Origin of the sequence: Loigolactobacillus binensis, assembly GCF_005405165.1 — a bacterium.
GTDB classification, from domain to species: domain Bacteria; phylum Bacillota; class Bacilli; order Lactobacillales; family Lactobacillaceae; genus Loigolactobacillus; species Loigolactobacillus binensis.
In genome coordinates this window covers 1-12,704 of sequence record NZ_BJDN01000009.1, presented here as the reverse complement: position 1 = coordinate 12,704, position 12,704 = coordinate 1, and the positions used below count along the sequence as shown (strand labels likewise).

Genomic DNA, 12,704 nt, shown 5'->3' with positions numbered 1-12,704 from the left:
CCTGGTGTCGTGGTTGTACCACCTGGCGTTGTTGTGGTGCCACCTGGCGTAACCGTTGAGCCACCTGGCGTATTGACATTACCACCTGGGGTAACTGTTGTGCCACCCGGTGTCTTTTCAGTACCACCTGGCGTAATTGTTGTACCACCCGGTGTGGTTGTTGTACCGCCTGGCGTTGTCGTATTTTGACCTGGTGTCGTTGTGGTGCCACCTGGTGTGGTCGTTGTACCACCTGGGGTGATTAGAGTACCACCTGGTGTTTGTACTGGTTGCGTTGGCTGGCCAGTTTCTTCACCAGTTCCAGCGCCTGGGCCAACTTCTGTACCACCTGGTGTTGTGATCGTACCGCCCGGTGTGATCGTTGTCCCACCTGGTGTAGTTTGTGTACCACCTGGCGTTGTCGTATTCTGACCTGGTGTCGTGGTTGTCCCGCCTGGCGTTGTTGTCGTACCACCTGGGGTAACCGTTGAGCCACCTGGCGTATTGACATTACCACCTGGGGTAACTGTCGTACCACCTGGGGTCTTTTCAGTACCACCTGGCGTAATTGTTGTGCCACCCGGTGTGGTTGTCGTACCACCTGGCGTCGTCGTATTTTGACCTGGTGTGGTTACTGTGCCACCTGGCGTGGTTGTTGTACCACCTGGCGTGGTTGTTGTACCACCTGGGGTGATTAGAGTACCACCTGGTGTTTGTACTGGCTGCGTTGGCTGGCCAGTTTCTTCACCAGTTCCAGCGCCTGGGCCGACTTCCGTACCACCTGGCGTTGTGATCGTACCGCCCGGTGTGATCGTTGTCCCACCTGGTGTAGTTTGCGTACCACCTGGCGTTGTCGTATTCTGGCCTGGTGTCGTGGTTGTACCGCCTGGCGTTGTGGTCGTACCGCCTGGCGTAACTGTTGAGCCACCTGGGGTATTGACATTACCACCTGGCGTAATTGTCGTACCACCTGGGGTCTTTTCAGTACCACCTGGCGTAATTGTTGTGCCACCTGGTGTAGTTGTTGTACCGCCTGGCGTCGTCGTATTTTGACCTGGTGTCGTTGTGGTGCCACCCGGTGTGGTTGTCGTACCACCTGGCGTAACTAAACTACCACCTGGCGTTTGTACGGGTTCAGTTGGAACACCAGTTGAAGTACCACTAGTTGGTGTACTTGTACCACTCGTTGGTGTTGACGTACCGCTAGTTGGTGTACTTGTACCACTCGTTGGTGTTGACGTACCACTTGTTGGTGTCGAAGTACCGCTTGTCGGCGTGCTTGTACCACTCGTTGGTGTTGACGTGCCGCTAGTTGGCGTGCTTGTACCACTTGTTGGTGTTGAAGTACCGCTAGTTGGTGTACTTGTACCACTTGTTGGTGTTGAAGTACCGCTAGTTGGTGTACTTGTACCACTCGTTGGTGTTGACGTGCCGCTAGTTGGCGTGCTTGTACCACTCGTTGGTGTTGACGTGCCGCTAGTTGGTGTACTTGTACCACTCGTTGGTGTTGACGTGCCGCTCGTTGGCGTGCTTGTACCACTTGTCGGTGTTGAAGTACCACTAGTTGGTGTACTTGTACCACTTGTTGGTGTTGACGTACCACTAGTTGGCGTGCTTGTACCACTCGTTGGTGTCGAAGTGCCGCTAGTTGGTGTACTTGTACCACTCGTTGGTGTTGAAGTACCGCTAGTTGGTGTACTTGTACCACTCGTTGGTGTTGACGTACCACTAGTTGGCGTGCTTGTACCACTTGTTGGTGTACTTGTGCCGCTAGTTGGTGTCGAAGTACCGCTTGTCGGCGTGCTTGTACCACTCGTTGGTGTTGAAGTACCGCTAGTTGGCGTGCTTGTACCACTCGTTGGTGTTGACGTACCACTAGTTGGCGTGCTCGTACCACTTGTTGGTGTCGAAGTACCGCTTGTCGGCGTGCTTGTACCACTCGTTGGTGTTGAAGTACCGCTAGTTGGCGTGCTTGTACCACTCGTTGGTGTTGACGTGCCGCTAGTTGGTGTACTTGTACCACTCGTTGGTGTTGACGTGCCGCTGGTTGGCGTGCTCGTTCCACTTGTCGGTGTTGAAGTACCACTAGTTGGTGTACTTGTACCACTTGTCGGTGTTGACGTGCCGCTCGTTGGCGTGCTTGTACCACTGGTTGGTGTACTTGTGCCGCTAGTTGGTGTCGAAGTACCGCTTGTCGGCGTGCTTGTACCACTCGTTGGTGTTGAAGTACCGCTAGTTGGCGTGCTTGTACCACTCGTTGGTGTTGACGTGCCGCTCGTTGGTGTACTTGTACCACTTGTTGGTGTTGAAGTACCACTGGTTGGTGTACTTGTGCCGCTCGTTGGTGTCGAAGTACCGCTTGTCGGCGTGCTTGTACCACTCGTTGGTGTCGAAGTACCACTTGTTGGTGTTGAAGTACCGCTAGTTGGCGTGCTTGTACCACTAGTTGGTGTACTTGTGCCGCTAGTTGGCGTGCTCGTACCACTTGTTGGTGTTGACGTGCCGCTAGTTGGCGTACTTGTGCCACTCGTTGGTGTCGAAGTACCGCTAGTTGGTGTACTTGTACCACTTGTTGGTGTTGAAGTACCGCTAGTTGGCGTGCTTGTACCACTCGTTGGCGTTGAAGTACCGCTGGTTGGCGTACTTGTACCACTCGTTGGCGTTGAAGTACCACTAGTTGGCGTGCTCGTCCCACTTGTCGGTGTCGAAGTACCGCTTGTTGGTGTACTTGTACCACTTGTCGGTGTCGAAGTACCGCTTGTTGGTGTACTTGTACCACTGGTTGGTGTTGACGTGCCGCTAGTTGGCGTACTTGTACCACTTGTCGGTGTCGAAGTACCGCTTGTTGGTGTACTTGTACCACTTGTTGGTGTTGAAGTACCGCTAGTTGGTGTACTTGTACCACTTGTTGGTGTTGAAGTACCGCTAGTTGGCGTTGTTGTACCATTAGCCGCTGGAATAGTAACTGTGCTCAGTAGGCTGTCGATATTTTCAATATCATAGCCAGTTGCAGCAGCAGTTAACTTATCCTTACCAGATTGACTCAATGTATAATTCTGTGTCGTGCTCTTATCTGCATTGGTCGTTACAGTGCCAGTTGCAACTAAGTCGCCAGCACCTAAGCTAACCGTAATATTAGCGTCAGAACCATCAACTGGTGTAATGGTTATTGAAGTACCCGCATTTGCATCAAGTGCCTCCTGGGCAGTCTGCCCAGCAACCCCAGTAATTGGATTTAATGATGCATTTGCTACTGTAGTGGTTGTAACTGTTGTAAGCGTACCACCTAGATCTCGAATTGCTTGGTCAACATCTTCTTGGCTAGCATTGGTATTATCAAAAACAGCTTGTTCAGCAGTTGTATCAGTTCCTGCAGCATTGGCCGTACTGATCAAACTGCTTAATTGGCTCTTATCGACATTTTGATAAGCAATTGTCGTATCTGCATTAACTTCTTTATCGTACATAACGGTATTAGTCTTAAAGGTCTCAGCCGTAAATGTACCAGCTCCACCTTCAAGGGTTGGATCATTCCAAGTAATCGGAATAGCCGCCGTTTGGCTAACACCTAAGCCACCATCAATTGCTTGTTGAACAACATTTGCAATACCACTAGTAACGGCATTTGTTGCAGTGGTTTGAGCACCGTTGATAGCACTAGCAATTGTGTTAGATGCACTAGTGGCGAAGCTCGAAAGCCCACCTAAGATTCTATTTGCTGCTGCTTGTAAAAGTGGATTGCTACTTACAGCATCCGAAATTGCATCAGTAAGTGTTGTCCAAGGATTGCTCGTATCCGGCGTGCCGTCAGCATTAGTTGTTGAAAGTCCTAATACCTTTTGAATACTATCGGTTATTCCAGAGGTCCAACCAGTAATATACGAATTAACCATATTACCAATTGAAGTTGCAACGGAATCATTGCTTAATGCCGTGATCACACCAGTAGAAGGATCATAACTAGTGTCTACCAATGAAGTATCAGTGATCCCGTCCTTCATTAAGTTGGAACCGTAATCTTCAAGGTTATTGATATTGTCAATTGCAGCTTGAAGATCTGTTTGGTAGGCTGTCAAGGCAGCTTTGATTTCAGAGGCACCAGGTAAAAAGCTAACAAGTGATAATGCAGTATTTGCGGCCCCTGTAACACCATTAATTAAACCAATTATAGTACTACCAGCGCTTTCAATACCGGTGCTTACACCGTCAATGGTTTTTGTTACAAAACTAGTGACGTATTGTAAGCCATCCCCATTAAAGTTTGAGTAAATAACGGCTTGCCCATCAATAGTGTCACCAATGCTATATTTCTGAGCAACAGTTGGATCAGTAATTTGAACAAATTCATTAGTCGCAGCGTTCTTAAGTACTAACCCAACGGCAGATTTGTCGACAACGGTAAAGGTCCCAACAGCAAGGCTCCCCGCAATATTAGCCGGAACACCTACAGAAACACCATGTTGGTTGCTACCAACAGCTGAAACTGAAATACCAGAGTTTTGCCCGGTTGTATAAATGGTGGTTGCCCGTTCAGTCGAATTATCGGGATCAGAACTGATTGCACCCTGATCATTATAGATGTCAGTAGTTGTGGTCTGATCACCAATTTTATCTTGGGCCGTCGTGGTAGTTGCAACAACAGTTTGATCTAAGCCATCATTAGCCGTTGGATCACCTGATAATTCACCATTACCAGTTGTGATCTGACCATATTCACCATCGGTCCGATTAGTATCATCATTAGCATTTTTAACAACTTGGTCGGCCTCAGTTTGGTCGCCAAGTCCAGTTGTCCCACTATTTTCAGCCGTTGATGATTCGCTACCAAAAATTGATCCCTTGATTAAGGCAGGATCAGTAGCTGTAACCGTATCTAATCCAGGATCAGTCGGTTGCGGACCAACGTTATTATCGTCATTAACTGTTGGGTGTGTTTCTTCGGTTTTTGTAATGGTTGCGTTATTTTCAGTGGTTGCATCACTCTGTGCTGTTACATCACTTTGAACAGTTGTGTCACTTTGTGTCGCTGTGTCACTTTGCGGTGTAGCTGCACTTCGAACGGCCGCACGCATTGCAATTTTTTGCGTAGCTATATTTTGTGCTGTAGTAGCTCCATTTTGCGGTGCAGCTGTGCTTTGTGTTGCAGTGGCCGTACTTTGTGCAGCCTCACTTTGCGGCGCAGCTGTGCTTTGCGTTGCAGTGGCTGTACTTTGTGCAGCTTCACTTTGTGATGCGGCTGTGCTTTCTGTCGCTGTAGATGTGCTTTCTGTCGCTGTAGATGTGCTTTGCGCAGCTTCACTTTGTGACGCAGCTGTGCTTTGCGTTGTTGCAGCTGTACTTTGCGCGGCTTCACTTTGTGGCGCGGCCGTACTTTCAGAATCTGAGCTACCACTTGTGGCCGCTACCTCAGTTGTTGGATCGGTAGTTGTGGCCGCTTTAACATTACTTGTTTGCACAGCTAGGCCGATACCAAATGTCAGCATAGCCATCGAAGCAAAAAGCCAGCGCTTACCAGCTTTATACATCTTGTAATGCTGATCAGTTATTTTGGCATCTTTGAGCCTATTGTTTTTCCCCATATTCACAACTCCTTTTAATTTTAAGTAAATAACAGTTAAGGTATTACACTATTTTCGAGAAATGCCCAATGAATACAATTGCATTTTTTTATATATTTTTTGTGTGTAATCGCCTCCTCTTACCGATAAGTCTATATTTTAGAAGATTTTTATTCGGTAGATCTGTTTGGGCAAAGAAGGCTGCCCTAAAGGGAGGTTTATTTTTATATATATTTTTTAATTAATTACGAAATGAACATTTTACTGCATATAAAAAGACATAATCTAGGGATAACCCCTGCATTATGTCTTTTTCTTACCTATTATAATCGGTTAAATTCAGTACTAGCTAAAGTTCGATCAGCTTAAACTTCATTGCCTTGGCCACCGCGCCGGCCCGACTATCGACTCCCAGCTTATTATAAATGTTAGTTAAACGACTTTTAATGGTACGTTCACTAAAATGAAGCTCTTGGGCAATGAATAAACTATGCTCACCATGCGCAATTCTGGTCAGAATATCTAAATCGGCATCAGATAACAGCGATCTAAGATTATGATAGTCGACTGCCCTTCTCACTAACTCTGGTGAAACCCCCATTTTACCATTCATTATATCGTTAACTGTTTGTAACATAATTTCTGCTGAGACCGATTTTAATAAAAATCCGTCCGCATGTAGGGCCATTGCCTTATTGAAAGATGCAACATCACTATGAATAGACAACATGCAAACTTTAATTTTGGGAAACTGCCGCTTAATCTTTTTTAGGGTCGCAATACCGTCTAGTACTGGTAAGCGAATATCAAGTAGCACAACGTCAACAGCCCTTGAGGCCAATTTTTGCACAGCAACGCGCCCATTTTCTGCCTCCGCAACAACCTCATAATCAGCTTGGTCTTCAAATATTACTTTTAAGCCCGCCCTAAAAATCTGATGATTGTCAACGATCATTATCTTTATCATTTTTACCCTCCCCACTGATAGATAGTGCTAATTGTAGTTTTCTTCACCCCAACTGGCCGGATCAACCAACTGATCGTACACTTTAAACCAAAATTCAACTTACTCTTTGTGATTTTAATTATAGTGAAGTTACGTCAAGATTAACTAGCCTCAACTGATTCTTAATCTATACTCGATTCTTCAGACTAAACCATGCCTTAAGCACCGAACAAAATTTTTACAGTTTTTACTACTTATCAAGTCTGCAACCATCCTCGTTAAATACAAGAACCAGTAATGATTTTCAAACAATGAAGCATAAAATTACGCGCAATTTAATCATGTTCTACTTTAACTACCGCCTGATTCCAAGCTACCATTAAAAAATATGGGCTATCCGTAAAACAAATATTAAGTGACACCGTAATCTTTCTTCGGCCTTATTATTTTCCGATCAATTTCTTTTAAATTAAAATCACTTATTTATAATAGATTAAGTTATTTTATGGTAGAACTATACACCAATATTTTATCATTTACTAATTAAAATGGGTAGTAGCAATAATGATAGGTTATTATTCAAGTAATTCTCTAATTTTTTTAAATGCAGCGGCTTGCTAAACTATCATTTTTACGTATTGGCCTATGGGTTTATCAGACTAGCGCGCGGACACTTCATTTTGTTCTAAAATTTCGTACAAAAAAACTTGATTTCTGCACTTTACAGAAATCAAGCCCTAATAGTTTTATTAATTACCTAACTTATTTAGTTATACTTAGTTGCCAATTCTCATTTTAAACGCTAAGCGCTTATACGCCATAGTATTAAACACCACGAGTTCACAGTGACCACTTGAAAACTAGATCAGCTGTAACCATTTTGGATCCGATCAATTTGAACACTACTTTTATTTATCACCATAACCTTGGGGATGACTTTGTTTCCACGCCCAAGCCGTCCGGATAATATCCTCAACATCATCGTATTGTGGCTGCCAACCTAAAACCTTGCGGGCCTTTTGACTATCTGCCACTAAAGAATCAGGATCACCACCGCGGCGTGGCGCTATTTTAGCCGGGATGGCTTTACCAGTCACTTTACGGGCTGCCTCTAGCATTTGTTTATTAGAAAAGCCGGTGGATGACCCGAGATTGAAGGCTTGGCTAGGATTACCAGCCTGTAAATATTCTAGCGCCAACATGTGCGCATCGGCCAGATCTAAAACGTGAACGTAATCACGTACATTAGTGCCATCTGGTGTTTTATAATCATCACCAAAGATCTGTAATTCGGCACGCTGACCCGCCGCAACTTGTAAAATAATCGGGATCAGATGTGTCTCAGGATGATGATCTTCACCAATGCTCCCATCAGCCTTAGCCCCAGCAGCGTTGAAATAGCGCAACGCAACGAATTTGATGCCGTACGCTTCATCAGCCCACCGAATCATTCGTTCCATCGCCAGCTTGCTTTCACCATAAGGATTGATAGGTTCTTGCCGGTCAGTTTCAGTGATCAATTCGTTTTCTGGTTCACCGTAAGTAGCTGCGGTTGACGAGAAGACCATGTACTTTACGCCTTGTTCTTTCATAACTTCCAACAAAACGATCATACCGTAAATATTGTTATCAAAATATTTTAAGGGATCCGTCATTGACTCACCGACCAATGAAAAAGCATCCATATGGATCACGCCATCAATTTTTTCTTGTTTAAATACGGTGGTCAAAAAAGCCTTATCGCGGGTGTCACCTTGATAAAAGCGGGCTTTTTCATGAACGGCAGCGCGATGGCCAGTTGATAAATTATCGACCACAACAACATCCTGTCCTTTTTCAATCAAGCGATCGACCATGTGCGAGCCAATGTACCCGGCACCGCCTGCTACTAAAATTGCCATACTTTTCCTCCTGCTATCCTTAAGGTTGATTTTTAAGCGCACAGCGCCCAACTACAGCTATGCTAAAAATTATTAACGAACTTATTGTAGCACAAGTTGCGCTTGTAGACAGGCCCACACAGCTAACTTCAAAAGGCGCGTGCTAAATGCAGTTACGCAACTGCAGGCACAATAACTTGATTGGTACCATTTTATGTAAATAGGTTCACAAATACTGTGAAACACGGTATTCTGAATTTAACCAATTGATAACGCTTTCCAACCGAAGCCAGGTCTTTTATAATGAAAAGGTCTAGGCTTCAATTTTAATGATATTAATCGTTTTTAAGGAGGAGATTTATTTGGCAGAAGAACAATATATACTTGCCATCGACGAAGGAACCACCAGCACGCGTACAATTATTTTCGATCATCAAGGGAATAAAGTTGCGGATTCACAAAAAGAATTCCCCCAGTATTTTCCACAACCAGGATGGGTCGAACATAATGCCAACGAGATCTGGAATGCCGTTCTTTCCACAATTGCCAATGCTTTTATTGAATCAAGCGTTAAACCACGCCAAATTGCTGGGATCGGCATCACCAATCAGCGGGAAACGACGATCGTCTGGGATAAAAATACTGGGCTCCCAATTTACAACGCGATCGTCTGGCAATCACGCCAAACTGCTGATATTGCCACCCAGCTTAAAGAAGCTGGTTATGCCGATTTAATTCACGATAAAACTGGTTTATTGATCGATGCTTATTTCTCCGCCACTAAAATTCGGTGGATCCTCGATCACGTCGAAGGAGCCCAAGAACGAGCTGAAAAAGGTGACTTGTTGTTTGGAACCATTGATACTTGGATCGTCTGGAAATTAACTGGCGGCGCTGTTCACGTCACCGACTATTCCAACGCCAGCCGCACCATGTTATTCAACATTCATAATTTAACTTGGGATGATGAGATTCTAAAAATTTTGAATATTCCCAAGGCGATCTTGCCAGAAGCACGACCTAACTCTGAGATTTATGGCAAAACCAAAGACTACCATTTCTATGGTAGTGAAGTGCCCATTGCCGGGATGGCCGGCGATCAACAGGCCGCGCTTTTCGGACAAATGGCGTTTGAACCAGGAATGGTCAAGAATACTTACGGCACTGGCTCATTTATCGTCATGAACACTGGTGAACAACCACAATTATCGACCCATAATCTACTGACGACGATCGGTTACGGGATCAATGGCAAGGTTTATTATGCCTTGGAAGGTAGTATTTTTGTGGCTGGTTCTGCGATTCAGTGGTTACGTGACGGTATGCGCTTGATCAGTACCGCCCCCGAATCGGAAAAGCTGGCCTTAGCATCCAATGACGATAACGAAGTTTATGTGGTGCCTGCTTTCACTGGCCTTGGCGCACCTTATTGGGATCCTGATGCGCGAGGCGCTGTTTTCGGCATCACCCGCGGTACAACGCGTGAAGATTTTGTTAAGGCTACTTTACAAGCCGTTGCCTACCAGACGCGCGATGTTGTTGATACGATGAAATTAGATTCCGGTATTGATATTCCTATGTTAAAAGTTGATGGTGGTGCTGCCAAAAATAACCTGTTGATGCAATTTCAAAGCGATATTTTAAACATCCCGTTACAACGGGCACATGACTTGGAAACCACCGCGTTAGGTGCAGCATTTCTAGCTGGCCTAGCAGTCGGTTACTGGCAAGATTTAGATGCTATTAAGGCCGAATACGCCGCTGGTGATACTTTCCAACCTAATATGGCTGCGGCCCAACGCGATAACTTATATGCTGGTTGGCAAGAAGCTGTGGCTGCCACACAAATGTTCAAACACAAATCACGCTCATAATAATGCGCGTGTGGTTAACTTTTATAATGAGGTGAATTTTATGAAAGACAGTCTGAGCCTGCAACTTTTAGGCGAATTTATCGGCACATTGGTTTTAGTTCTGCTTGGGGATGGCGTCGTTGCTGGTGTCACCTTAAATAAGTCCAAAGCTCGGGATGGTGGCTGGGTCGCTATCACCATTGGTTGGGGCTTAGCAGTCACTTTAGGGGTTTACGCTTCCGCTTTTTTGAGCCCTGCTCATTTAAATCCAGCTGTTTCACTAGGTATGGCCGTCGCTGGTAAATTTCCTTGGTCATCAGTAATTCCTTATTCGTTGGCCCAAATCGCTGGTGGCTTTGTTGGCGCAGCGTTGGTTTGGCTCCATTATGGTCCGCACTGGCGCGCTACTAAGGATAAAACTGCGATTTTAGGCATTTTCGCTACTGGTCCCGCAATTCGCAGTTATCTAGCCAACTGCGTCAGTGAAATAATCGGCACCACCGTTTTAGTCTTTAGTCTGCTGGCCTTCACCCGTGGTGACTTCACTTCCGGCTTAAATCCTTTAGTGGTTGGTGTGCTGATCACAGCCATCGGACTTTCACTAGGTGGGACTACCGGCTATGCGATCAACCCCGCCCGTGATCTTGGCCCCCGTTTAGCGCATGCCGCTTTACCGATCGCTAATAAAGGGGGCTCCGATTGGGCCTACAGTTGGGTGCCGATCGTGGGTCCATTACTCGGTGGTGCTTTAGGCGCCGCTTTATTCGTTTTGATTCCTTGACTGCTTTAATAACAACTAACCAACGCGTACCCTGCAAAAACTAACTTGCCATTTGCTCAGCAGCAGAAGATTTAGGTTGGCCGACTTTTTATCCTGTGTTATCATTAACATATGAACGGATGCTCATATAAAAAGTTGGGAGAGGCGTGATCGTTTGACTATTACAGAAAAACAAACGCCGTTTATTATCGGCGTTAGTCTCAATCTTATTTATATAATTGCCGAATTAAGTTTTGGCTTTTCAACAGATTCTATGGCATTGATCGCCGATGCCAGTCATAACTTCAGTGATGTCCTAGGTTTGCTAGTGGCGTGGATCGCCTTATGGCTCAGTCAGAAGGCGCCTACCAGTAAACGAACCTATGGTTATAAAAGTGCTTCTATTTTAGCCGCTTTATTTAATGCAGTATTTCTGCTGATCGCTATTGGCGGGATCGTTACTGAGGCCATTCAACGCCTGCAACAACCAGCAACACCCCACGGTTTAACGGTGATTTTTGTGGCCTTGCTAGGTGTTGTTGTCAATGGGATCACTGCTTTCTTATTTGTGCGTGGGCAAAAGGACGATCTAAATATCAAAGGTGCCTTTATGCACATGGCAGCTGATACTGGCGTTTCCCTAGGGGTGGTGATCACTGGTGGTATTATGCTGGTCACTGATTGGGCTTGGCTCGATCCAGTAGTTAGTTTAGTGATCGCCTTGATTATTTTGATCGGCACTTGGGGTCTGCTCCGTGATGCCATTAATTTAGCTTTAAATGGCGTTCCCAATAATGTTGATTTAGAAGCGATCACGAATTGTATCGCTGCTCAGCCTAGTGTTTCCAAAATTCATGATCTACACGTTTGGGCGATTGGTACGGCTGACAACGCACTAAGTGTTCATTTAGTTCGCGATACCGCCGAAAACAATGATCGGTTTTTAAACGATTTAGATCGACAATTACGAAAAAAATATAATATCCAGCACATTACGATCCAAGTTGAATATGGCGATTGTCAAAAAATGGAAAATGTAGAAAACTCGATTTAACTGCTGCTTTCGTGTTAAAATCTAAGCGACAACTTCAGTTAGGAAAAGGATGATTCTATGCAAGCATTACAACGCTACACTTGGTTACGCGCCTTAGTTTACTTTATTTTTGGTGGGATTATTCTGCTGTTTCCCCACCCCGTTTTTCGTTTTGGGGTCTACGCCATCTCACTGTATTTATTGATCTCCGGTATTTTCAGCTTGATCAACGGTTCGCGGCAGCGCAACGTCTACACTATTAGTTCGTTCAGTGGTGTATTTAAAATTATTGCCGCATTATTTGTTCTGATCTTTGCACCTGGAATCGTGAGTATTTTGCCTATCTTCTTAGGCGTTTTGTTACTGATTTACGGTATTTTCAAATTGGTTGAAACCTTAAATCGGCGTCAATTCGTTAACGTGACTCCTTGGGGCGGCATCATCTATAGTATTGTGATCATTTTGGCCGGCGGTTTTCTGTTATTCAATCCTTTCCGGAGCGTTCTTTTCGGTTTTCAAATTTTTGGTGCCTTTTTGATCGTAATGAGTATCGGCGAGATCGTGACCTGGTGGCAAACCCGCCGCCAATAAAAAAAGGCTCTCTGTCAAATCCTGTTGATAGTCAATTTTACAGCATTAGAAGTTATTTAACTTCTAATGCTGTTTTTTTACTTGGTTTGGTCCGCATTTGTTGT

Annotated in this window: 7 protein-coding genes; 4 read left to right on the top strand and 3 right to left on the bottom strand. The window is 45.1% G+C overall.

Annotated features, from left to right (window positions below; translation table 11 throughout):
• From FFM78_RS05725 to galE, 3 genes are all read right to left on the bottom strand, one after another.
• Positions 1-5,558: KxYKxGKxW signal peptide domain-containing protein (locus tag FFM78_RS05725; RefSeq protein WP_137637487.1), on the bottom strand; the 5,558-nt coding region annotated here is incomplete at its 3' end.
• Between the two features lie 328 nt (positions 5,559-5,886).
• Positions 5,887-6,504: a response regulator transcription factor gene (locus FFM78_RS05720; RefSeq protein ID WP_137637486.1), complete on the bottom strand. Its 618-nt coding sequence runs from the start codon at positions 6,502-6,504 to the stop codon at positions 5,887-5,889.
• Positions 6,505-7,391: 887 nt separating this feature from the next.
• Positions 7,392-8,384 (bottom strand): UDP-glucose 4-epimerase GalE, encoded by a 993-nt coding sequence (galE, locus tag FFM78_RS05715; RefSeq protein ID WP_137637485.1) that lies wholly within the window; start codon positions 8,382-8,384, stop codon positions 7,392-7,394.
• Positions 8,385-8,725: 341 nt separating this feature from the next.
• On the opposite strand from galE, the gene glpK reads away from it, so the two are divergent.
• The 4 genes from glpK (at position 8,726) to FFM78_RS05695 (ending at position 12,600) form a co-directional block, all read left to right on the top strand.
• Positions 8,726-10,237: a glycerol kinase GlpK gene (gene glpK / locus FFM78_RS05710; protein WP_223877015.1), complete on the top strand. Its 1,512-nt coding sequence runs from the start codon at positions 8,726-8,728 to the stop codon at positions 10,235-10,237.
• Between the two features lie 40 nt (positions 10,238-10,277).
• Positions 10,278-10,997: an MIP/aquaporin family protein gene (locus tag FFM78_RS05705; RefSeq protein ID WP_137637483.1), complete on the top strand. Its 720-nt coding sequence runs from the start codon at positions 10,278-10,280 to the stop codon at positions 10,995-10,997.
• A gap of 154 nt (positions 10,998-11,151) precedes the next feature.
• Positions 11,152-12,030, top strand: a complete 879-nt coding sequence (locus FFM78_RS05700; protein WP_137637482.1) for a cation diffusion facilitator family transporter — start codon at positions 11,152-11,154, stop codon at positions 12,028-12,030.
• Positions 12,031-12,087: 57 nt separating this feature from the next.
• A complete protein-coding gene (locus FFM78_RS05695) occupies positions 12,088-12,600 on the top strand; it encodes an HdeD family acid-resistance protein (RefSeq protein WP_137637481.1) in 513 nt (170 codons plus the stop codon).
• The last annotated feature ends 104 nt before the right edge of the window (positions 12,601-12,704 follow it).

Excerpts from the sequence above, each read along its gene's own strand:
- FFM78_RS05695 (WP_137637481.1), top strand. The coding sequence starts at position 12,088 with ATGCAAGCATTACAACGCTACACTTGGTTACGCGCCTTAGTTTACTTT.
- FFM78_RS05705 (WP_137637483.1), top strand. The coding sequence starts at position 10,278 with ATGAAAGACAGTCTGAGCCTGCAACTTTTAGGCGAATTTATCGGCACA.
- FFM78_RS05720 (WP_137637486.1), bottom strand. The coding sequence starts at position 6,504 with ATGATAAAGATAATGATCGTTGACAATCATCAGATTTTTAGGGCGGGC.
- galE (WP_137637485.1), bottom strand. The coding sequence starts at position 8,384 with ATGGCAATTTTAGTAGCAGGCGGTGCCGGGTACATTGGCTCGCACATG.